Genomic DNA, 24,354 nt, shown 5'->3' with positions numbered 1-24,354 from the left:
AGTGCAAAGATGCAAATTAGTTTAAAAACCAACATGTTTAATTATTTAATTCCTGCCTTTTACAGATTGTCTTTCGCCTTATTATTTAGAGTTTGTTCTTTAAAACCCCTTCATTGTTCCAGTGGTCTTCAATCAGTTTCATCAGGAAGTCAGGACATTTGATGATTTTATTGGTTTTTGCATCCAGAAAGAATAGGGTAGTAGCCGCTTCTGTAATCTTGACTCCTTCTTCATTGAAAATTTCATATTCAAATTCAATTCTTACCCCGGGAATTTTTTTTACATAGGTGTGAATTTCTAATTTTTGGTCATATAAGGCCGGGCGGATGTACTTAATTTTATATTCCGAAACCGGAAGCCAAATTCCTTGGTTTTCAATTTCATCGTATGACATTCCTATGTTTCTGAAGAGTTCTACTCTGCCAATTTCCAAGTACTCTGCATAGTTCCCATAGTACACATATTTCATGGGGTCTGTTTCGCCGTAACGTACTCTTAATGAGTGAGTTGTGTGTATCATTTTTAGTCTGTATTTATGCATACAAATATATTTTTAAATAATCAATACCTGCAATATTTTTTTTTGAAAAGAAAAAATTGGACCTTTGTATTCCTTCTACAAAAAGTACTAACAAAGATTTAATCGGGGCATAAATATGGATGAAAATTTAATGATGATATGGCAGAAGTGCCTTCAGTTCATGCGGGATAATTTGAACGCAGCTGAGGACAATTCTGATCTTAAGAAGCTTGAAAAATCCTTCGACATGCTATTCGATAAGGTGCAGCCGCTTTCATTGGTTGCCAATAACCTTACGCTTATAGTGCCGAGCGATTTTTACAAGGAATATATTGAGGATAATTACCTGTCCCTGCTTTCTGCTGCCCTGAAGAAAAATCTTGGAAAAGGAGTGAAATTATGGTACTCAGTAATGGAAAACAGGCCTACCGGAGAGGAAAAGCCAGTGACAATGAATATGAAGGGGAAGAGCGTTCCTACACCAAAAATGCAGGAAACAATGCCGCAGGGATTCTCTGCCAATATCGTCAACCCTTTTGTAGTTCCGGGAATAAGAAAAGTAAATATAGATTCCAACCTGAAGTCTGATTATTCTTTTGATAATTATATCGAGGGCGAAAGCAATAAATTCGCGGCTACTGTAGCGAGATCCATAGCTAAAAGACCAGGAGCAACGGCTTTCAATCCATTATTCCTTCACGGAGGATACGGCGTTGGAAAGACTCACCTGGGACAGGCGGTAGGGCTTGAAGTGAAAAGTCAGTTTCCGGATAAAGTTGTTCTTTATCTGTCTTCTGAAAAATTTATCCAGCAGTTTATTTCTGCTGCGAAAGCACACAAACAAACAGAGTTTGCCAACTTTTACCAAATGGTAGATGTTCTGATTATCGATGATATTCAGTTCTTATCAGGTAAATCGGCTACACAGGATAGTTTCTTCCATATCTTTGATCATCTTCACCAGAATGGAAAACAGATCATCCTGACATCAGATAAGGCGCCTGCAGATATCATGGATATTCAGGAAAGGATTGTTTCCCGTTTCAAATGGGGGCTTTCTGCTGAGATCAAATCTCCGGATCTTTCTACAAGAAGACAGATCATCGTAGATAAACTTAGCAGAGACGGAATCGTTCTTCCTGGCGATATGCTGGATTTCCTGGCTGCTGAAGCTAAAACCAACGTAAGAGAGCTTATTGGAGTGATCAACTCTGTAATTGCTTATTCTACCGTTTATAAAACAGACTTAAGCCTTGAGCTACTGAAAGATACCATCAATAAGATTGCAGCCAACCAGAAGAAAGTCATCAATATTCCTTACATTCAGGAAGTGGTGTGCGATTATTTCGGAATCAAAAAAGAACAGCTTCTTTCTAAAACAAGAAAAAGAGAAATTGCTCTCCCAAGACAATTGGCGATGTATTTTTCAAAAGAGCTAACGAATGCCACCTTCACCAAGATCGGCGAGGAAATGGGCGGAAAAGACCACTCAACGGTAATGTACGCTTGTGACACCATTAAGGATGTCTCGAAAATTGATAAAGAAGTCAAGAAGTACGTTAAAGATCTTGCGGAAAGAATCAAAAAATAGAAAATAATTAATCTGAACAGATTTGAAATGAAGAATAGTTTTATTCTTCATTTTTTATTTAGTTTTGTTACTCATGAAAGTTGCCAAAATCTTTTACTAATTAAGTCATTTAACCTTTCAATTAAAAAATACAATGAAAATATTGATGGTCTGTCTCGGGAATATTTGCAGAAGTCCTTTAGCAGAAGGAATTATGAAGACAAAACTCCCCGAATTTTTTTTGGTAGACTCAGCAGGAACTATTTCCATGCATGAAGGTAAACATCCGGACAAAAGATCCATAAAAACAGCGGCCCATCATCATATTGATATTTCTGATCAGACATCAAGGCAGATTACCAAAGCTGATTTTGAAACCTTTGATAAAATCTATTGTATGGATCTTAGTGTGTACAAAGATGTGATTTCTAAAGCCGGAAATGAAGAACAGCGGCGTAAAGTATCTTTGTTTATGGAGGCTGCCGGGGATGTTGAAAATACAGAAGTTCCGGATCCCTATTGGGGAGAGATGAAAGATTTTGAAGAGGTTTTTCAGCTGTTAGACAGAGGTTGTGAAGCTATTAAGAAACAAATCTTGATTAAATAAATAGGCTCAGGTAAGCGGTATTTTTACACGGAAAAAGAAATTCTTACCTTTGTCAAAATAAACCACGAATGGAAAATTTCAGCCATCACATTTTCCATTGAATTCACCCATCATTTCAAACAACCCTCTTTACAAGAAAGAACTAAAAAACAATAAAATGCTTTTTTTACTCCCAGCTTATTTATCCGAAAATACGTCTATCACTCATTTTTCACCTGTTTTGAAAGAGTACATTATGCAGACGGATTACTTCTTTGTAGAAAATGAAAAGACGGCCAGAAAGGTCGTTAAATTCTTTGCTCCCGAAAAGAAACAATCTGATCTGAAACTGTTTTTACTGGACAAATACACGGAAAATGCGGACATCAAAGAAGCTCAGAGTCTGATGTTAAAAGGACAGGATTTCGGATTGCTTTCTGAAGCCGGTCTTCCATGCATTGCAGATCCCGGAAACCTGATCGTGAAATGGTGTCACGAAAAAAACATCAGGGTAATTCCTGTTTCAGGTCCTTCGTCTATTATTCTGGCTCTCATCTCCAGTGGATTCAATGGACAGGAATTTACATTCCATGGGTACCTTCCAATAGATAAAGGAGAGCGGAAAAAACAGATTCAGCGTCTGGAAAGTATGGTACAGCAAACCGGGTATTCTCAGATCTTTATGGAAACCCCGTACAGAAATAATCCTCTTTTTGAAGACCTGACGAAGTTTTTATCTCCAAATACAAAGCTTTGCATTGCAGCCAACATCAACGACCCTGAACATGAATTGATCCAGACAAAAACCATCAATGACTGGAAAAAAGCAAAACCGGAACTTCATAAAATTCCTGCTGTATTTGTACTTGGAAAATAGACAGAACAGAATAGTCATCTGATTCAAAAAAAAGATTTCCAACTCCTTTAAACATTTAACAGCCCTTAACATCCCCTTTGCACCATTATTGATCTACATGGTTTATAACACCAAAAAAATAAATTATGTCAGACAAGAAATTAGCAGGACTTTGGATCGATACGGAAAAAGCAGTGGTTGTGAAAAATCATGATGCGCAGAATGCTTTTAAATTTTTTCTTTGCAGTCCTGTGAAAGCAGAAATACAGCATGGAAATTCAAGTGAAAATGCTGCCAATAATGCGGAACGGACCAATAAGGTAAAATTCTTTAAAGAAATAGAACACCTTCTGACAAATTCTCAGGAAGTCTATATTACAGGACCTGGAACAATTCAGGAAGAGTTGAAAAAATATCTTCATGATACGGCTCAGTTTAAAAATCTAACCATCACGTTAGATACCGCACAAAAGATGTCGGACGAGCAGGTGCTCGAAACCGTCAAAGAATATTTCAATGCTTAAATTATAGATAATGCAGTAAAAATCCGGGTATCATTGATATCCGGATTTTTACATTTATAAAAGATCAGTTTTTTTGGCTTCTCCCTGATTTCCATTGTCTCCATAGGAAAATGATAACAGGAATAATAAGAAGGAACGGCCATAGAGAGATGATTCCCAAAAGGAAACTCATAAAACTGTTCCATCCCTCCGTTACAGAGTCTGCCAGACGACTTCCGAAACCCATCTTTGAGGTGGCAGAACTTCTCACTTTTTCTTTATATAAACTCAGGTTGAGTGTACTGTAATTCACACGGTCATCGATGAAGCGGAGCCTGCCTTCTGCCACATCAATTTCATCTTCCAATTCCCGGATGGTTTCCTGAATCTGAATCATATCCTTTGTAGTACTCGCACTCCTCAGCATATCCCGGTACTTCTCCAGATAGATCTTTTTATTGGCTAGCTTTATAGAAACATTAGTATATTCTTCGGTAACGTCATCAGAGGAAATGTTCTTCGACAAAACAGATCCCACTCCTTCAGAAAATGAATTGATCAGTGCATCAAAATTCTTATGAGGGACGCGGATCACCAGATCCAGATTCTCTTCCATATCCGTATTTTGAAATTGCTCATTCTGAATATAGGCTTCATTTTTCCTGAGAATATCTGCCACCTGATTCTGGGCTTTTTTGATCTCTACCACCTGAATTCTCATATTCCCGTTTTTAATGACCTTTTTGGCAATAGTATCCAGTTTTTTGGAGGCTACGGAAGATTGTGCTGATTTATTTTCGTCGGGTAGCAATTTTTCAGAAATCGAATTTGGCGGTGCGACCTGATGAACTTCATTTGGCGCTGGGGGAGCCTCCACTTCATATTCAGCGACAGCTGCTGCTTTATCAGCTGATACTGCAGGAGAGGAATTGGCAACGTCCAGTTCAGATTTCTTGCACCCGCTTATCAAAACGAGTAAACATAACGGTAAAAATAATTTTCTCATGAATATTTTTTAATGAACCTTATCAAAAATTATGCTTAAGGCTTTTTTTTATTCAAAATTAATATCATTTTATCGAAATGATTGAGATTTAATTATTTTAAATCCATTTGAAAATAATCTGAAAATAATCTGAAATCTAAATTATTTTCTATTTTTAAAGAATGAAAAAAAGTCTTTTAGTATTCGCATTTTCTCCATTGTTGATGTTAGCTCAGGAAGTTCCGAAACTGACCGATGAAATGGCTCTTAAATTATTGGAAAAACCGCTTCATTGCATCAATCAGGAATATCCAAACAAAACCGCACATATCATTAACAACGCTGGCGAGGTTACTTTGACCCCAAAAGACCTTCACCCAAGCTTCTATGGCTGCTTCGACTGGCATAGTTCGGTGCATGGACACTGGATGCTGGTGAGACTGCTGAAGACAAAGCCTGATTTAGTGAACGCAAAAGACCTTGAAAAAATTCTTGATCATTCGTTAAACAAAGAAAATCTACAGGTTGAAGCCGACTATTTCACAAAATATCAATTAACGACTACCTTTGAAAGAACCTATGGCTGGGCGTGGTTGCTTAAACTTGACGAAGAGCTGACCACATGGGATCATCCTAAAGCTAGGATCTGGCACCAGAATCTAAAACCTTTAACAGATAAGATCTTACAATCATGGAAAGCTTATCTTCCAAAGCAAACCTATCCCAACAGAACGGGAGTGCATCCCAATACAGCCTTTGGTTTGGCATTTGCGATCGATTGGGCTAAAGCCAATCATGATGAGGAATTCGAGAATCAGCTTAAAGAAAAAGCGAAATATTTTTATGGAAAAGATCAGAAAACACCAGCTTACCTGGAGCCGGACGGATCAGATTTTTTCTCGCCAAGTCTGGAAATTGCAGACCTCATGAGACGGGTACTGCCCCAGAAAGAATTTGTCCAGTGGCTGAATACCTTTTATGAGAAAAGAAGCTTAGAGAATATTGAAAAAATACCGGTTGTAAGTGACCTTAGTGATTATCAAACCATTCATCTTGTAGGCCTCTCTTTTTCCAAGGCATGGTGCATGAAAGGAATCTCAAAAGCGCTTCCGGACGGACATCCTTTGAAAAAGGATTTTAAGAAAACGGCTGATGTATTTTTAGCCAACGGGCTTCCTTTATTATTTCAGGGAAATTATGGCGGAGATCACTGGCTGGCGAGTTTTGCCGTTTATTCACTGGAAGATTAAAAGGTTGTAAGCACAGATAATATTGGTTACATTTGTGTTATGTCAGCCTTAGAAAAATTTGGTGTCGAAATTTTTACCCAGCATAATATTTTCGAGAGAATTTCTGCGGATAAACCTTTTCGTCCGGAAAATCCTGCTTTTATTTTTATTAAATCAGGAACCATAAAGCTCCGTCAGCACTTCAGAGATCTGGAGCTTTCCGCCAATATGTTTATGGTCACCGATCCGCAAACGATTTATGAAATGGTTTCCGTAAGCCCCGATTTTCAGTCCAGAATGGTCTCTTACAAAAGAGATTTTATTTCTGCATTATCACTAAAATTCAATAGATTAATTACCTATAGGTATTTTCGTCAGCAGATGAACAAAGGGGTTCCTTTTCCCGAAAGCGAAATGGAAGTCGTATGGAAGAGCGTTAATTTTCTAAAATATATTCTGGATTCCGAGACCGAGATGCTGTATAAAAAGGAAATGATAGAACATCTTTTTTCTGTTTTCTGCTATCAGATGGCAGGAATCATCTCCAAGGAAGATAATAATTCTATGAATCAGATGTCCAGGCAGGAAGAGATCGTATTTGTATTCCTTACAGATCTGGCAGAGCATCATCTCACAGAGAGAACCGTTGAGTTTTATGCCGAACGGCAGTCGATTACAACAAGACATCTTTCCTCAGTCGTAAAATCCATTACCGGAAAGTCTGCCAGTCAGATCATCGCCCTCATCGTGATGAACGAGGCAAAGGTACTTTTGAACTCCTCTAATAAACCGGTTTCGGAGATTTCGTCAATCCTTGGTTTCAGTGATCAATATGCGTTTTCCCACTTTTTTAAAAAGCATCTTGAAGTAAGCCCCAGACAGTACAGGCATCAGTTTGAAAATTAAAATCTTACATTTGAACATCTTTTTCCAAAATTCAAACATTTGATTGAATTCGTTGCTGCCGTAACTTTGCCTTTGTAAAACAAGGTAAAATGACAAATAATGTAAAAACAGCACTATCACTCGTGATAGCTCTATTCCCTGCGCTGTTTTTTTCTCAACAGATCAAACAGATGACTGCAGGTGAGGCCGCCGATATGGCGGTGAAAAACCACCAGCAGTTAAAAGTGACTGCTCAGAATATTGACATTGCAAAACAAAGTACAACTATTGCCAAACTTCAGAAGCTTCCTAATATTACAGCTTCTACCAGTCAGTTCTATTTGGGTGACGCTGTAGCAATCGACAACGATTTTTCGAACTCAACCAATATTCCGATGCCTCACTACGGAAGCTCCTATGCTGTACAGGCCACGCAACTGATCTTCAAAGGAGGTCTGGTGAACAAATCCATTGAAATGGCGGGTCTTCGCGAGCAGCTTTCGGAATTGGATTTAGAAAAAAACAAGCTTGATGTAAAATTTCTTGTGATCTCCAATTATCTGGATGTCTATAAAATGGGCAATCAGGAAACTGTTTTCCAGAATAATAAAAAGCTGGCGCAGGAACGTCTGAAAAATATTCAAAAGTTCTATCAGCAAGGAATGGTTACCCGTAATGAGGTGATCCGTGGAGAGCTGGCGATTAAAAATCTGGATCAGGGAATTCTGACCCTGACGAATAATAAAAAAATTCTTAATTATAATTTAAACATTGCTTTAGGACTGCCTTCTGAAACAGAGATTGTTCCTGTTGAAAGTTTAACGGATAAAGAATCGGTTATTGGCATGGATTATTATATAGAGCTTGCTCACGACAGTAATCCTCAACTAAAATCTGCTAAGAAAAACATAGATGTTGCCGATAAAAATATTGAAATCATCAAAACAGATCAGATGCCAACGTTGTCCGGATTTGGAGGATATACTTTACAACGTCCGGTCATGACAAGAAATCCTGTTCTGGATATGTATTCGGGAGGATGGCAGGCTGGTATTTCATTGAGCTACAGTATTGATAATTTATACAAGACAAAAGAAAAGGTAAAGCTTGGTGAATTACAGAAAACACAGGCAGGTGATGCCGTGACTCTGGTTCAGCAGAATGTAGATATGGCAGTAAATGCAGCGTATGTAAAATATCAGGAGTCTATCCAGCAGGCAGACATTCTGAATGATTCAAAAAGACTGGCAGAAGAGAACTACAAAATCACGGAAGCCAAATATCTGAATCAATTAGCGGTACAGGCTGAAATGATTGATGCACAAAACCAGAAACTACAATCAGAGTTGGATTTTGCTAACGCTGAGATCAATGTATTGTATCAATATTACAACCTGCTGAAGGCTGCAGGAACGCTTTAATTTTAAAACTGAAAATCAAGACAATGGAAAACAAGGAACAAACCACTCAAAATAACCAGGCCGCTCCCGCGCATTCAGGAGCAGCTGTTAAAAAGAAACAGAATAAAAAAAATAAAATCCGAGCCATCATTTCCAATACGGTCGTATTTCTGGTCATAGGATTTGGTCTTTTCTGGCTGGTACGCGAATATTTTCACATCGGAGATAAGACCTACACGGAAGCAGCTCAGGTAGAGGAGTTCATCAACCCGATCAATACAAGGGTTTCGGCTTATATTAAAGATATAAAATTCATTGAGCATCAAAAGGTTAAAAAAGGAGATACCCTTGTGATTTTAGATCAAAATGAAATATTAACCCAGCTGGGTCAGGCGGAAGCTGCTTATCAGAATGCAATGGCACAAAGATCGGCCACAAGCTCATCTGTAAATACCGTTTCCAACAACGTGAGCGTGATGGAATCCAATATCGCAGGAGCAAAAGCAAGACTATGGAATGCTGAGCAGAATTTAAACCGATATAAAAACCTTCTGGCCGCAGAAGCAGTCACCAGACAGCAATATGACCAGATCAAAACAGAATATGACGCACAGAAAGCTTCATATGAGACCTTAGTCAATCAGAAACAGTCTGCCAACCTTTCTACTACTGAGGTGAAAAGTAAATTAGGAATCAATGATGCAGAAATAAAAAGAACAAAATCAGCCCTGGATATGGCCAGGATTAACCTTTCTTACACCGTGATCACAGCACCCTATGACGGAATAATGGGACGTAGAACCATTTCTGAAGGACAATTGATTCAGCCGGGTCAACAGGTGGCAACCATCGTTCTGAACGGTCAGAAGTGGGTGACCGCTAATTTCCTGGAAAGCCAGATGCCTCATGTGAAAATTGGTGAAAAGATGACAATGAGCGCTGATGCGTTGGGAGGAAAGAAATTTGAAGGGGTGGTTACTGCTGTTTCTGCAGCTACAGGATCAAGATATTCAAGTGTTCCTACGGATAACTCTACAGGTAACTTTATTAAAGTACAGCAAAGAATTCCAGTAAGAATAGAATTCACGGCTTCCAATAAAAAAGAAGACCTGGAAAAACTAAGTGCGGGAATGAATATGAATGTGAATATTAACTAAGACTAAAAGACATCAGATTTCAGATTTCAGACATTGGATGCTGAATGACGATTTGAAGACGGAGTTGTTATCTGGCATCTGGCATCTAGTATCTAGTATCTGAAATCTAATATCTGAAATCTTATCTAAAATCTAGTATCTCAACAACATGTACAACAAAGGACTATATAGTGACTGGGTGCCCAAACCCATACAGATGCTGCTCATTGTGCTGCTATTGGCAGTGGTGATGCCGCTTGGAGGGGTCTATACCGGAAACATCAGTTATCTGGTGAGTGGGACAGGAGCCATGACAGAATATTTTATGTGGGCCAACTATGCGACCACAATAGGAATGGGGGCCTGTATGCCCATCGTTCTCAGAATGAAGATGCGCTTCAAAGTACGGGATAAAATGACGGTACTTCTTGCGCTTCTTGGTTTGTTGAGCTATATCAATGGAACCACGATGCAACCTATGGTCTTCGTATTTACAGCCCTGTTTATCGGGTTTCTAAAGATGATGGTAACGATAGAGCTGTTTCTTCCGTTAATGATGATGATCGGGAACAGAGGAATGTTTTACGGCCTCTTTTACACCTTTGTTTTGGTGATGAATCAGGTAGCGGCTTATTATGCAGTGGTTGTTTCTATTCATTATAACTGGCAGCAATTTTACCTGATTGCGGCAGTGTTATGTTTCATTCTGGCCCTGATACACTGGATTTTTATGCATGACAAATACTTTGCTTTAAAAGTTCCGCTGCATTATATCGACTGGATGAGCATTATGTTTTTCGTTTCTACGTTTATGTTTTCTGCCTATGTTTTTTCTTTCGGGAAGCAGCAGGATTGGTGGAATTCAAAGAATATTATGAATGCGAGTATCGCTGCTTTTGTAAGCTTTGCCTTGCTGGTAGTTCGTCAGTTCACCTTAAAAAGACCTTATTTGTCATTTAAGATATTTACAAAAAATAATGTACAGCATGGACTGTTTATGCTTTTATGGCTGGGAATGTTTTTAGGAACAACTTCACTTCAGAATACCTTTGCCGTAGGAGTTCTTGGGTATGATCAGCTGACCAATGCAGGGTTGAATCTGCTTATGGTCCCTGGAATTATTCTGGCAGGAGGGATTGCCGTAATTTGGTTTAAAAAAGAAATACCATTGAAAATTTACATCTTCTCGGGGTTTTCGGCGATGATGGGATATGCATTGATTATGTACTTTTCAATGGTTTTAGAATTCAATTATGAGAACTGGTACCTTCCCTTGTTTTTAAAAGGATACGGAATGTGCTCCTTGTTCATTTCAGTGTGGTTTTATACCCTGGATAAACTTGAGATGGATGATATGCTGGCGGCAATCGGACTGGTTTTGGTATGGCGGACTTTTCTTGCTGTAGGATTCTTTTCAGCCTTGTATTCATGGTTTCAGTACCGTTTTCAGATTACGGCAGTAGGGGATCTGGCCGTGTATATTGATGGAATGACGGTTAGTCCTCAAACGTTATCGGCCAATATGAAAACACTTCAGCTCAATGCCATTATTATATCCGGCAAAAAGATTTTTGGCTATATTATTTTGGTGGGGTTTGGCGTCCTGATGTATGTAATGACCCACCATTTTGGAAGAGAAAGATTCCAGTATCTGAGATTCATCAGAGTTCTGGGAGGTAAATCTGTGATTGCCAGAAGAAGACTTCGGGAAAGAAAAAAATTAGCAGAAGAAATAAAAGACGCAGCCGGGCCTGCGATGTAACGATACCTTGTTTTTCATGAGTAAGATCCTTGGCTTTGCGAAGTCCGGGATCTTACGTTTTTATAGCTACAGATAAATAGGCCTTTTTAATCTGAGCTCGGGTTAAGCAAAGTGGGTTATGAGTTTTAAAGGATGAGTTATTAGTTAAGAGGTGCGGAATTTGGGACTTGGAAACATAGGTGATCACCTGTAAAGCTTGAGGAAGATATAAGCTTTTTTAACGCAAAGCTTCATTTTATTAACGTTCAGCTTTGAGGAAAGCAAAGAGTCTGACTGCGTCACTGATGAAGCTATTGGCATAAAACATCTACTTAATCGAATCGATCAGAGATCGATTCCGTCTTTGCAACCTTTAAACTATGCATAATTACTGTAAACCTATGCATTAAAAAAAATGCTTATCTCACGCGCAAGTTTTGAAATTGATAGATTGTATAGATGTAAAAGGCAGTCGCTCGTTTGAACTACGAAACCCTCATTCAGAAACGTTATTAGGGGCTAAAATGTATTCTTTAAACATTCTGAATCATTACAAAAACAAATGTCTTATTCCGGATTCAGGTCTTTTTTAATGAAATATGAATAATTTCATATCTTGTTGTTTTTATTTAGACGCAATAAAAATTAAATTTGACGGATTATAAAACTGAAGTAAAAAGAATGAAAAAGCAGTATGCATTCATAGGTCTGTTGGCTTCCGGGATTGTATTTTCCCAGACAGCGAATGATTCTATAGCCTCTAAAGGTATTGATGATGTAGTGATCGTGGCCTCCAGAAAACCAACAAAGATTTCCGATATTCCTGGAACGGTCTGGGTAGTTCAGAAGGAAAAAATCCAGGAACAGGCGAAAAGTGGAGTTCCTATCAAAGAAATGCTTTCTATTCTTATTCCGAGTATGGACATCGGTCCACAGGGAAGAACCAATTATGGACAGAATATGAGAGGCCGTTCTGCTTTGGTGATGATAGATGGAGTTTCATTGAACAGTATTCGCAGCATCAGCCGTCAGCTGGACGCTATCGATCCTTTTAATATCGAAAGAATCGAGGTGCTCTCCGGTGCCAGTTCTATTTATGGTGGAAATGCTACTGGTGGAATCATTAATATTATTACCAAGATACCTTCTAAAAAGGGGATCAGTGGAGAAACTGAACTTGGGGTTAGAACCGGATTCATGGGAAAAGACGACCATGATTTCCGTGCTGCGCAGGCTATTGCTGCAAAAGGGGAACAATTTTTCGGAAGATTGGGCGTTGCCTACCAGCAAAATGGAGGAGTCTATGGAGCTGATGAACAGCAGGTTTTAACGGATATTACCCAAACGGACCTTCAGTACAATCAATCCATTGATGTTTTGGCTACGGGAGGGTATAAATTTAATAATAAGCATAAGATCACCGCTTCATTGCAGTATTACAATTCTAAGTTTAATGGTGACAGAAGTCTTTATTTAGGCCAGAATTTAAGTGCTTTTACGACAAAAAATGCAGGACTTCTGAAAATGCGTGACGGTTTCTCATCCGATAAAAATATAGGAACAGAACGCTTTATGGGAACCGTTGCTTATAACGGAAATAATATTCTGGGTGGTCAGGATTTGTATGTACAATTTGCTACCAGAGGAGAGAAACTCGGATTTTATCCTTTTCCCGGGAATGTTGCTTTACCGGGCGGAAGTATGGCTTATATGTCTTCTTCACAGCAGGATACCTATTATTCAGGGTTGAAAGCTCTATTGTCAAAATCATGGAGAAGCCTGAATGTGACGTACGGAGTTGATGTTGATCTTGAGAAATTTGAAGGAAACCAGTCAGTGTACGATATTTCTAAAACGATGTCGAGTGGAGGTTTGGTCAACGAAACAAAATACAGTCTCGGAAGATATCCTACCAATCACTCTCAAAGTTATGCAGGCTATGTTCAGGCTAAATATGACCTCTTGCCCAAACTTCAGGTAAATGCAGGAATCCGTTACCAGAATATCAATGTAAAAGTGGATGATTTTGTAGGTTCGGTACAGCAGACTCAGGTTGCTATGGGGTATGGAAATTCCGCATCTGCTATTCCTGGCGGAGAAAGCTTTTACAATGTGACATTGGCCAATGCCGGTTTACTGTATAAATTCAATGAACAGCATCAGGCATGGGGAACATTCTCTCAGGGGGTAAGTTTAGCTGATCCTTCAAAATACTATGGGATCGGTGTTTATAAACTGACCGGAACCCACTGGGATGTCACTTCAAGTATTAATGTTAAAGAACAGCCGCTTCAGGCGATCAAAACCAACCAGTTTGAAGTGGGCTACCGTATCAACAAAGGTGGACTGAGAGGCCAGATTGCGGGTTTCCTGAGCACTTCGGATAAAACGATCACCGTTGACAGAAAAACCTTCCAGATCCTTGTGAATGATCTTAAGTTGAGAAATATGGGAATTGAAGCTGAGATTTCTTACTCCATGAGCAATGGCGTGTATTTTGGAGCCAGCGGACTGCTGATCAAATCAGAAGTTGACAATAAAGGGGAATGGCAGAAGCAGGAGATCTATAATGCGTCTCCCTCAAAATTGGTAACCTATATCGGATATAATGTAAAAAGCTGGTCATTCAGATTCCAGTCTTTACAGAATTTCAAGCTGACAGATGATCTTAAAAATGAGATTGACGGTTACAATACTTCAGATTTAATGGTGGGATACCGTTTCGACTGGGGTAAATTCAATCTTGGTGTTCAGAATATTTTCAACACAGATTATCAAACCATCTGGAGCAAGCGTTCTCAGGTTTTATACTCTACCTACGGACTTCCGGAATTATTCAGCTATAAAGGAAGAGGAAGAACATTTAATCTGTCTTATACCTTTGATTTTTAGAAATGTAAACTAAAGCCTTCAGCTTCGTTTAAATTCATATCATCATAACAGATCCGGCTTCTAAGCATCAACAGAGGCCGGATTTTAACTTTAAAAATTTAGTTATGGCAACCCATCAAACCGGCCGCATTGTCGCGGAACTGACGAGAAAGGAATATATCACCGATCATTATATCAGAGTATATTTGTATTCTCCTGAAGCTCATTTATTTAAAAACACTACGATCGGTGATAATAATAAGATTGCCGTTCCCCCTTTGGGCTTGGATGAGGTCCATTTTCCCACTCTGGATGAAAACCGTCAATGGGTATATCCTCCAAAAGAAATAGCTCCTGCCGTAAGAACCTATACCCACAGGGGAATTGATCTTGAAAAGAATGAGCTGATCATAGATTTTGTAGACCACGGTGATGGCGGTCCTGCATCAAAATGGGCCAGAGAATCCGGAGCAGGTTCCAAATTAGGGATCATGATGCGTACGCAGGCCAAAGAAATGTATCCCGAAGTTGAATGGTATCTGTTTGCTGGTGATGCCACAGCAATTCCGGTATTGGGTGCCATGCTCGAAGCCCTTCCGGAAACAGCAAAAGGAGTCTGCATCATCGAGGTTCACGGAAAACAGGACGAACAGGTTCTTCAAACTAAAGCTGATATTGAATTAAGGTGGCTTCATAATGCAACACCCCATATCAGCAGTGAAATGGCAGATACTGTAAAAAGTATTGCTATCCCCGACACCACTAAATTCGGATATGTGGCAGCTGAGTTTTCAAGCGTCAAAGAAATCCGCACCTACCTCAGAAAAGAAAAAAACTGGACTGCTCAGGAGCTCAATGCCTACTCTTACTGGAAAGCGGGCGTAGCGGAAAATGAATCGGAAAAGGATAGACATCAGGAGAAAGATTCGATGGGGTAGGTTGCAGATAGGGGATTTTAGATAAAAGGGATTATGGATTTCGCAGTTTAAAACTGGAGTCTTAGATTTGGACTTTTATACGATATGGATGTCAATGGTGAATTTTGCTTCGCAAGTGAATGTTGTATCAATAGCCAAGACGCAGATGAAGGATTCCAGAAGTGAGACATCAGGTATAGTTGTCAGATATGGGACGTTTATTGATTGATTTAATCACTACAAACCAACAGCTGACAACTAAAAACGCTGTCACTCAAACTCCGTATATCGAACCCTGAAACTTGCAATCAGCACCCGAAACCCTTATCTTTGCCACTTTTAAAGACAGCAATGAAAGATTTAATGGGTAAAGCAATCTGGGATTATTTTCACAACGAAAATCCTGAAGATCTGCAGACGGAAACTTCAATATCAGAACTGGATGAGCTTCCGGTAGACTATCTTTTCAGAGATTTTGAAGATATGAATGATATTGAGCAAAAAGCACTTGAACTTGCTCAGGGAAGAGTGCTGGACATTGGTGCTGGCGCGGGTTCCCATGCTTTGTACCTTCAGAATGAAAGAAATCTTGATGTTTTGGCACTGGATATTTCACCAAAATCTACTGAGGTCTGTAAGCTGAGAGGAATCAAAAAAGCAGTATGTGAAAATATGCTGGATTTTTCTGCAGATCCCTTTGATACGATTCTGCTTCTGATGAACGGAACGGGAGTTTTTGAAAGCCTTGAAAAAATTGACCCCTATCTCAACAAACTGCATGCTTTAGTGAATGACGGCGGACAAATTCTTATCGACAGTACAGATATTCTGTACATGTTTGACCGTGATGAAGACGGAGGCGTTTATATTCCGGCAGGTGGCTATTATGGCGAATTGGATTACATCGTTCATTATAAAGGAGAATCTGAAGATCCTATCAAATGGCTTTATCTTGATTTTACCACGTTGAAAAATGCGGCAGAAAATAATGGATTTACCATAGAAAAAGTAATGCAGGATGAAGATTCTTACCTGGCAAAACTGACCAAGAAGTAAAGATTCTTTCGTCATTGCGGGCGTATCGAATCAATCTTAATATTCTTAATCACTAAACTCTTTCTTAATGGGTACTCTTTTTAAACCATTAAGATTAAAATGAAGTTTTTAAGATCATTAAGTTTAAGCTTTAGTTGAGAGATTGCTTCCCAGCACTTGCAATGACAGAAACAAAATAAAAAAGACACATGAAAAATCATGTGTCTTTTGCTTTATCTTACAATATAGATTATCCTATCTCAATACCATTTTCTACATTGCTGTCATCCGGTGTTACGAAAGACAGTTTTCCGTCTGGTTTTGTTGTTAATAAGAACATTCCCTGAGATTCAATTCCTCTGATTTTTCTCGGAGCAAGGTTCAGTAAGATCATCACCTGTTTTCCAATCAGTTCTTCCGGTGTGAAGCTTTCTGCAACCCCTGAAACCACAGTTCTGATATCAACCCCGGTATCTACTTTAAACTTCAGTAATTTATCCGCTTTTTCAACTTTTTCAGCTTCTAAAATGGTGGCAGTTCTAAGGTCTATTTTCGTAAAATCATCAAAAGAAATTTCTTCTTTCATAGGGTTAGCGTTAGGGTTTGTTTTTTTATTGTTTTGTTTCGTTTGTTCAAGCTTTTCAATCTGAGCTTCGATCACGCTATCTTCAATTTTATTGAATAATAATGGTGCATTTTCTATTTCATGACCAACTTCAATATGGATTTCAGTATTTTGTATTTCGCTCCAATTCTTCTTCTCAATATTAAAATATCCGAATAATTTTTCAGCGGAGAATGGCATAAAAGGTTCGCATAGCTGAGCTACAACTGCTGCAATTTGTGCTCCCACAAATAATGCCTGACCAGCTTTATTACGGTCCTCTTTTATTGTTTTCCAAGGTTCTGCATTTTGTAGATATAGATTTCCATAATCTACTAATGCCATAAACGCATTCAATGCATTTCTGAATTCATATTTTTCCAAATAGTTATTAACGTCTTCAACCGCCGTTTTAATAGCATTTTTACTTTCGTCGTCTAAAGTCCCATTGGGAACTTTTCCTTCGAAATTGTTGGTTGTGAAAGAGATAACTCTATTAATGAAATTTCCAAATTTGTTTACTAATTCAGAATTATTTTTAGTCTGGAAATCTTTCCATGTAAAATTATTATCTTTTGTTTCCGGAGCCGATGAAAGAAGCGCATATCTTAAAACATCCTGTTGTCCCGGGAATTCTTCCACATATTCGTGCGCCCAAACCGCCCAGTTTCTTGACGTTGAGATCTTATCATTTTCAAGGTTTAAGAATTCAAAGGCAGGAACATTTTTCGGCATGATATAGTCTCCGTGAGCCTTCATCATCGCAGGGAAAATAATACAGTGGAATACAATATTATCCTTTCCGATGAAATGAACAAGGTCGCTGCTTTCACTCTGCCAGTAATCTTTCCAGTCTTTTCCGTTTTTCTCTGCCCATTCCTGAGTGAAAGAAATATAGCCAATTGGAGCATCAAACCAAACATAAAGTACTTTCCCCTCTGCATTCGGAAGCGGAACAGGAACTCCCCAGTTCAGGTCTCTCGTCATAGCACGTGGCTTAAGACCGTCATTTAACCATGATTTAACCTGTCCGTATACATTAGGTTTCCAGTCATCCTTATGACCTTCTATGATCCACTCGTTTAAGAAATCTTCATATTCATTTAAAGGAAGGTACCAGTTTTTGGTATCTTTCAGGATCGGAACGTTTCCGCTTAACATCGATTTTGGATTGATCAGCTCTGAAGGTGACAGAGTAGATCCGCACTTTTCACACTGGTCTCCATAAGCATTTTCATTGCCACAGTTCGGACAAGTCCCAACAATGTATCGGTCTGCCAGGAATTCTCCGGCTTGCTCATCAAAATACTGCTCTGAAACTTCTTCCGTGAATTTCCCTTTTTCATAAAGAACTTTAAAGAAATCCTGACTTGTTTCATAATGCTTTTTAGAAGTCGTTCTTGAATATTCATCAAATGAAATTCCAAGGTCCGAAAAAGATTTTTTAATGATCTCGTGGTACTTATCTACGATATCCTGTGGAGTTACTCCCTCTTTTTTTGCTCTGATGGTAATAGGGATTCCGTGCTCATCCGACCCGCAGATAAACGCTACATCTTTTCCTAATCTTCTTTGAAATCTTGCGTAGACATCCGCAGGAATATATACACCTGCCAAATGTCCTATATGAACCGGTCCGTTTGCATAAGGCAAAGCTGCCGTAATCATCTTTCTGTTTGACATTTTATAGTAAATTTTTAACGGCAAAGATAAGGATTATCTGCCGAAAATGCTGTAAGCTTCCTGTTTAATAAATTTTTTGATCTCCGGAAACCCTTTAATATTATATTTAGTTAAACAAATGTTTAACTTATTGTTAAGTTTTACGGATGCTATGTTTTGCATATAGTAATACAATCTTCTGTAAAACAGGGTTTTAATATTTTACAGACAAGCAATTTACGGAAAATTATCTTAATTTTTGATAATATTATGATAATTATATTTTTTTTATAAATTGCAATGCTGACCAGACAGCTTTACTTAAAAAACGAAACTAAAAAAACGATATTGTGAAAAATTTTACAACGGTATTAAAAATTGCACCTGCTTTTCTATTGGCAGGCTCAATGATACATGCACAGACCCAAGACTCTACAACCAAAGAGAAAAAAATCGAGGAGGTTGTATTGATTGGATATGGGAAGCAGAAGAAATCTGATTTAACAGGTTCCATCACTGCTTTGTCTACTGCAGACTTTAACAAAGGGGCTGTAACTACGGCCGAAGGTCTTATCAACGGTAGATCTGCCGGTTTAACGATCACCCAATCAGGTACACCAGGAAGTGAAGCTACAATCAGAATCAGGGGAGGATCATCTCTGAATGCCAGTAATGATCCATTGCTGGTTGTAGATGGTTTACCGCTCGACGGAGTTTCATTGTCTACCATTAATCCAAATGATATTGAGTCTTTTTCTATTCTGAAAGATGCAGCATCTACTGCTATTTATGGTTCAAGAGGTTCTAATGGGGTTATCCTGATTACAACTAAGAAGGGAAGTAAAAAACTTCGTGTCTCATTGAATGCCTTTACGACAGTTAATACATTGGCTAAAAAAATTAAGGTGTATTCAGGAGATGAATTCAGAAGTATTGTTAATCAGTATGCCCCTGGAAAAGCTAATTTGCTGGGCACAGCTAATACAGACTGGCAAGACGAAATTTTCAGAACTTCGGTGACTTCAGATATTAATGCTTCAGTTTCAGGAAGTCTGTTTGGGAAAGTTCCTGCACGTTTTTCCGTAGACAATATGGATAATTCAGGATTACTGATTACGTCCAGATTCAGAAGAACTACAGCTAACGTTGCATTAAGTCCCAGCTTCTTTGATGATCATCTTAAATTCAATATTACAGGGACTTATTCTTATAATTTTCAAAATAAAGGGAATGAGGATGCTATAAAAAATGCAATTTCTTATGATCCGACACAATCTGTATTAGATGCCAATTCTCCTTATGGAGGATATAGAGAATGGATTGCTGCTGCTACCAACAGACCGGTAGGGGTGTCTAACCCTGTCAGCATGCTTAGAAATAAAAGTGATGTTCAGAATTTCAAACGATTTTTCGGAAACATCAATATGGACTATAAATTTCATTTCCTTCCAGATTTAAGATTGATCGTCAATGCAGGTCTTGACAGTAAAGAACTGGACGGGCATGTTACCACCAATCCATATTCAAGAAATGGCTATTATTCCGTTAAAAATGTATTCGGATTCTATGGAGAAGATTCCTATTCTGATGAAAGTATCCTGAACAAGAATGCAAACGTTCAGTTAAACTATACCAAAACTTTCGGGAAATTCAATCTGGAGGCTATGGGAGGTTATGAGTATCAGAACTATCATAAAGTAAGTTCTGCATCAGGGAATACCTTATTATACAGCCTTGATCCTGAAAATAACTTTTATAATCCTGATTCCAAGCCAGATGTAAACTTACAGGCTTTCTTTGGAAGATTAAACCTGGGGTTTGCTAGTAAGTACTTGCTTACCATAAATTACAGAAGAGACGGATCTTCCCGTTTCAGTAAGGATAACAGATGGGGTGACTTTGGAGGCGTTGCTGCAGCATGGAAAATTTCGGAAGAAAATTTCTTAAATGGAAACAATACCATTTCAGATTTAAAGCTTAGAGCCAGTGTTGGTAAAACCGGGCAGCAGGATATTGGAGTGTACAGATATGATTATTTTAAAACGTATAATGTTTCCTCAACGCTTTACTATCAGTTTGGAAACACATTTTATGAAATTGCCAAAGCAAACGGATACAATCAAAACCTTAAATGGGAAGAAAGTTTAAAATATAATCTAGGACTGGATTTCGGATTCTTACGAAATAGAATCAAAGGTACATTGGACTTTTATATGGCAGATACAAAAGATTTGTTATCTATAGTACCGGAAGGACCTTTGGAGAACTTAAGAATTATAGGACCTAAAAACATAGGGAAGCTTCAGTCTAAAGGCATTGATCTTGGATTGGACGTAAAAGCCATTCAGAAGGAGAATTTTACCCTGAACTTCAACTATAATGTATCCTACAATAAAATAGATATAAAACAGCTTGAAGTGAATGGTATTGATAAAGGAGGAGTTGGTTTAGGAGGTTTTGTACAGACGTTCAGAGAAGGCTATTCTCCTTACGCATTCTGGGTATATCAGCAGATTTATGATTCCAACGGAAGACCGGTAGAAGGAGCCTATGTAGACAGAAATGGGGACGGAACCATAACTTCTGCGGATAAATACAATTACAAAAAACCTCAGGCAGATGTAACAATGGGACTAATGACCAATGCGACCATCGGCAAAAACTGGGATTTTTCAATGGGCTGGAGAGCAAGTATCGGAAACTATGTGTATGATCAGATTTCTGCAGACAGATCTCATGTAGGAAATATCAACAACACGGTAGACAATACAATTAATAATGCTCCTGTAGATTTCAATTCCACACATTTTATAACAGCAAATAAAATGTCTGATTATTATGTGAAGAACGGAAGTTTCCTGAAGCTGGACAATGTTACCGTAGGATATACCTTTAAGAATTTTATAGGAAATAATGCATCCCTAAGGGTGTATGGTGCAGCACAGAATGTTCTTATTATTACGAAGTACAAAAACCTTGATCCGGAAATCTTTAATAACGGGGTTGATAATTCGATCTATCCGAGAGCCAGAATGTTTACTTTAGGTATTAATGCTAATTTTTAATCCGCTTTTACAATGAAACTTAACAGAACAAAAATATTTAAATTAAGAAATTTAGCCATTGCGGGTTTATTTCTTTTTACAACTTCATCTTGCTTAAACGATCTGGATGTTGAAGTAAACGACGACGAATTATATACATCAGAACAATTTTATGCCAATCCGGCTTCTTATAAACAATTTCTTGCTAAAATATATGCAGGACTGGCTGTAACAGGTCAGAAGGCAGGAAACGGAGAATCTGATTTGGGTGCTGAAGAAGACGGAGGTCCGAATGAAGGTTTTTCACAATACTTAAGAGGATACTGGCAGCTGCAGGAATTGACTACAGATGAGGCTATTATTGCCTGGGGAGAAAGTGATAACCCCACCATCAAGGATCTGAATTTCAATAACTGGAATGCAGATAATGTTTTCAACGAAGCTTTTTTCGCAAGAGTATTTTTCCAAATAAGCCTTGTTAATGAATATCTAAGAGAAACAACCGATGAAAAGCTGGCCTCAAGAGGAGTTTCAGAAGAGTTAAAGGCCCAGATTAAAACGTATAGAGCTGAGGTGAGGTTTTTAAGAGCTTTATCCTACTATCACGCGATAGATATTTATGGGAAAATGCCTTTTGCTACAGAAAATGATGCTCTGCTTACGAAGCCCATTATGCAGACCAGAGATTTCATGTTCAATTATGTAATCAATGAATTGAATGCTATAGAAGGTGAATTACCTGCTCCGAGAATGAATGAATATGGAAGAGCAGATAAAGCAGCAATCTGGATGCTGAAAGCCAAATTATATCTGAACGCCAAAGTATATACCGGTACAGATAAAAGTACTGAAGCACTGGCGGAAGTAGAAAAAGTAATTGGCTCCACTTATAAAATAGCCCAGATTCCTTATGCTAGCTTATTTAAAGCAGATAATCATATCAATGGTGCTCAGGAGGAAATCATTTTCCCTATCGCATTTGATGGGGTTAGAACACGAACTTATGGAGGAACTACATTCCTTGTGCATGCCAACTGTACCAATGAAGTAGGAGTAACCTTAGGGGTAGACTTCGGATGGCAGGGATACAGAGTGAGACAGGAATTTATGCAGTCAGCCGGAAGTACAGACCCGAGAATCATGAAAGTAGCAGGAAATACTGATCCAGCTTCCATTTCCGATTATCTGAAATTTGATCAGGGAACAAAACTGACCAAATTCTCCAATAAGACGTCTACAGGTGCCAATGGAAGTGATGCTAATTTTGTAGATGCAGATTTTCCACTATTCAGAATGGCAGATGCTTATTTGATGTATGCTGAACTTGCAGTAGTTAATGGAAAAGGAAGTCTGGCAACAGCTTTAAACTACATCAATGCACTTAGAACAAGAGCTCTTGCACCTACGGTACAGCAGTCAGCACTTACACCTGATTTTATCCTGAACGAAAGAGCAAGAGAGCTATATTGGGAAGGATACAGACGTCAGGATCTGATTCGTTTCGGAAAATATCTCTCAGGGTATACATGGCAATGGAAAGGCGGAAGTATGGGCGGTGGAAATCTGCAGGAATCCAGATTACTTTTCCCGATACCGAACAAGTATCGTAATTTAAATCCTAATTTATCTCAGAATCCTGGTTATTAAAAAACAACAAAATGAAGAATCTTTTTAAAATATGGATAGCTCTTTTCGTAGGAGTGTTGGCTGTTTCTTGTGAAAAAGACGAGGATCGTGCCGTAATCAGTGAAACAACAGCGGCAAAAGTATCAGCAGACAAAAACGCTGTGGTACTCGATGAGCTTAAAGGAGCCGAAACCTCCATCTCATTTTCATGGACGAAAGCAGGTTTTAACATTGCTTCTGTTCCGGCACAGCAAATAGAATTTGCGCTGAAGGGAACGGGTTTCAAGAACAGTACGACTTTTAATTTTGATAAAGATGCTGTTTCAGGAGGAATTACACACGCTGCACTGAATACCATCATGTTTAATATTGGAGCTGTTTCCGATACAGCTAATGATATTGAAGCAAGGCTTATAACTTCAGTGGGAACTGCTCCGTTTTATTCCAATGTAATAGATGTTAAAATAACACCGTTTACCCCTAATCCGGATATTATTTATCCTAAGATCAATGTTCCGGGTGCCTATGCAGGGGCAGCCGGTTATGCAAGCTGGACTCCGGCTAATTCTCCTAATCTGTTTTCCCCTGAAAAGAATGACAGTTACAGAGGATTTATCTGGATTAGCAATCCAACAGGTGATAACGGTAAGTACAAATTTACGATCAATCAGGATTGGCCGGGGAATAAAGGTGATGACGGAACAAAAACCGGAAAATTGGTTGCGGACGGGTCGGATATTGTGCCGGCTTCAGCAGGAACCTTCTACATGAAAGTAGATTGGGCTAACAACACTTATTCTTCTATGCTTGCCAATTTTGGAGTAATTGGGGATGCTACACCTACAGGATGGGGTTCAGATACAGATTTTGTCTACAGTCCGGTTTCTAAAACCTTTGTCATCAACTCCATTATGCTGAGCAGTACCGGAGTATTTAAATTCAGGGCTAATGATGATTGGGCAATGAAATTCCAGCCTAAAAAAGATGAGCAGACTTTGGTTTCAGGAAAAGCTGTACAAACCTATTTCAATGCTGAAAATACAGTAGAAGGAGATCCGGGTTATAAAGTATCCGAAGCAGGAAACTATAAAATAGAGCTGGATCTTCATAATTCAGCGTATTACAAATTAACCGTTACAAAGTTGTAAAATATACCAATTAAGTTGATAAAGTGTTGCTTTACC

At 38.6% G+C, this 24,354-nt stretch carries 18 protein-coding genes; 15 read left to right on the top strand and 3 right to left on the bottom strand.

The features are described 5' to 3' along the window. Positions 1 to 85: 85 nt before the first annotated feature. On the bottom strand, positions 86 to 520 hold the full coding sequence (locus BW964_RS06065) for an acyl-CoA thioesterase (protein ID WP_076505682.1): 435 nt from the start codon (positions 518 to 520) through the stop codon (positions 86 to 88). A gap of 136 nt (positions 521 to 656) precedes the next feature. Between BW964_RS06065 and dnaA the strand changes: the two genes are divergently transcribed. From dnaA to BW964_RS06045, 4 genes are all read left to right on the top strand, one after another. After that, positions 657 to 2,111 carry a chromosomal replication initiator protein DnaA gene (gene dnaA, locus BW964_RS06060; protein WP_073334943.1) on the top strand — a complete coding sequence of 485 codons (1,455 nt, stop codon included), beginning with the start codon at positions 657 to 659 and terminating at the stop codon, positions 2,109 to 2,111. A gap of 133 nt (positions 2,112 to 2,244) precedes the next feature. Continuing rightward, positions 2,245 to 2,697: a low molecular weight protein-tyrosine-phosphatase gene (locus BW964_RS06055; protein ID WP_076505681.1), complete on the top strand. Its 453-nt coding sequence runs from the start codon at positions 2,245 to 2,247 to the stop codon at positions 2,695 to 2,697. Positions 2,698 to 2,854: 157 nt separating this feature from the next. After that, positions 2,855 to 3,553, top strand: a complete 699-nt coding sequence (locus BW964_RS06050) for an SAM-dependent methyltransferase (RefSeq protein ID WP_076506678.1) — start codon at positions 2,855 to 2,857, stop codon at positions 3,551 to 3,553. Positions 3,554 to 3,678: 125 nt separating this feature from the next. Next, on the top strand, positions 3,679 to 4,056 hold the full coding sequence (locus BW964_RS06045) for a hypothetical protein (protein ID WP_076505679.1): 378 nt from the start codon (positions 3,679 to 3,681) through the stop codon (positions 4,054 to 4,056). A 64-nt stretch (positions 4,057 to 4,120) separates the two neighbouring features. On the opposite strand, the gene BW964_RS06040 is transcribed toward BW964_RS06045, so the two are convergent. Further along, positions 4,121 to 5,041: a DUF4349 domain-containing protein gene (locus tag BW964_RS06040; protein WP_076505678.1), complete on the bottom strand. Its 921-nt coding sequence runs from the start codon at positions 5,039 to 5,041 to the stop codon at positions 4,121 to 4,123. A gap of 161 nt (positions 5,042 to 5,202) precedes the next feature. Here BW964_RS06040 and BW964_RS06035 point away from each other — a divergent pair, with 161 nt between their 5' ends. The 8 genes from BW964_RS06035 to BW964_RS06000 all read left to right on the top strand — a co-directional run bounded on the left by BW964_RS06035 (position 5,203) and on the right by BW964_RS06000 (position 16,255). Continuing rightward, positions 5,203 to 6,270, top strand: coding sequence for a DUF2891 domain-containing protein (locus BW964_RS06035; protein WP_076505676.1), 1,068 nt, complete (start codon positions 5,203 to 5,205; stop codon positions 6,268 to 6,270). Positions 6,271 to 6,309: 39 nt separating this feature from the next. Beyond that, positions 6,310 to 7,155, top strand: coding sequence for a helix-turn-helix domain-containing protein (locus BW964_RS06030; RefSeq protein WP_076505674.1), 846 nt, complete (start codon positions 6,310 to 6,312; stop codon positions 7,153 to 7,155). Between the two features lie 89 nt (positions 7,156 to 7,244). Then, on the top strand, positions 7,245 to 8,555 hold the full coding sequence (locus tag BW964_RS06025) for a TolC family protein (protein ID WP_076505673.1): 1,311 nt from the start codon (positions 7,245 to 7,247) through the stop codon (positions 8,553 to 8,555). 23 nt (positions 8,556 to 8,578) lie between these two features. Next, positions 8,579 to 9,691, top strand: coding sequence for an HlyD family secretion protein (locus BW964_RS06020; protein WP_076505671.1), 1,113 nt, complete (start codon positions 8,579 to 8,581; stop codon positions 9,689 to 9,691). Between the two features lie 148 nt (positions 9,692 to 9,839). Further along, positions 9,840 to 11,432, top strand: coding sequence for an MFS transporter (locus BW964_RS06015; protein WP_076505669.1), 1,593 nt, complete (start codon positions 9,840 to 9,842; stop codon positions 11,430 to 11,432). Positions 11,433 to 12,092: 660 nt separating this feature from the next. Then, positions 12,093 to 14,303 carry a TonB-dependent receptor gene (locus BW964_RS06010; RefSeq protein ID WP_076505667.1) on the top strand — a complete coding sequence of 737 codons (2,211 nt, stop codon included), beginning with the start codon at positions 12,093 to 12,095 and terminating at the stop codon, positions 14,301 to 14,303. 104 nt (positions 14,304 to 14,407) lie between these two features. Beyond that, on the top strand, positions 14,408 to 15,220 hold the full coding sequence (locus tag BW964_RS06005; RefSeq protein WP_076505666.1) for a siderophore-interacting protein: 813 nt from the start codon (positions 14,408 to 14,410) through the stop codon (positions 15,218 to 15,220). 330 nt (positions 15,221 to 15,550) lie between these two features. Further along, the gene (locus BW964_RS06000; RefSeq protein ID WP_076505664.1) at positions 15,551 to 16,255 is read left to right on the top strand and encodes a class I SAM-dependent methyltransferase; all 705 of its coding nucleotides are present in this window, start codon (positions 15,551 to 15,553) and stop codon (positions 16,253 to 16,255) included. Between the two features lie 229 nt (positions 16,256 to 16,484). Here BW964_RS06000 and metG read toward each other — a convergent pair whose 3' ends face one another. After that, positions 16,485 to 18,521: a methionine--tRNA ligase gene (metG, locus tag BW964_RS05995; protein WP_076505662.1), complete on the bottom strand. Its 2,037-nt coding sequence runs from the start codon at positions 18,519 to 18,521 to the stop codon at positions 16,485 to 16,487. A gap of 329 nt (positions 18,522 to 18,850) precedes the next feature. On the opposite strand from metG, the gene BW964_RS05990 reads away from it, so the two are divergent. The 3 genes from BW964_RS05990 to BW964_RS05980 are packed head-to-tail and all read left to right on the top strand — an operon-like array spanning position 18,851 to position 24,318. Beyond that, complete coding sequence (locus BW964_RS05990) at positions 18,851 to 21,565, top strand: SusC/RagA family TonB-linked outer membrane protein (RefSeq protein ID WP_076505660.1); 2,715 nt, start codon at positions 18,851 to 18,853, stop codon at positions 21,563 to 21,565. A 12-nt stretch (positions 21,566 to 21,577) separates the two neighbouring features. Then, positions 21,578 to 23,191, top strand: a complete 1,614-nt coding sequence (locus tag BW964_RS05985; protein WP_076505658.1) for a RagB/SusD family nutrient uptake outer membrane protein — start codon at positions 21,578 to 21,580, stop codon at positions 23,189 to 23,191. 11 nt (positions 23,192 to 23,202) lie between these two features. Beyond that, the gene (locus BW964_RS05980; RefSeq protein WP_076505656.1) at positions 23,203 to 24,318 is read left to right on the top strand and encodes a SusE domain-containing protein; all 1,116 of its coding nucleotides are present in this window, start codon (positions 23,203 to 23,205) and stop codon (positions 24,316 to 24,318) included. The last annotated feature ends 36 nt before the right edge of the window (positions 24,319 to 24,354 follow it).

Origin of the sequence: Chryseobacterium shigense (genome assembly GCF_900156575.1) — a bacterium.
Lineage (GTDB): Bacteria > Bacteroidota > Bacteroidia > Flavobacteriales > Weeksellaceae > Chryseobacterium > Chryseobacterium shigense.
The sequence above is the reverse complement of the archived record's forward strand: the minus strand, read 5'-3'. Positions and strand labels throughout refer to the sequence as shown.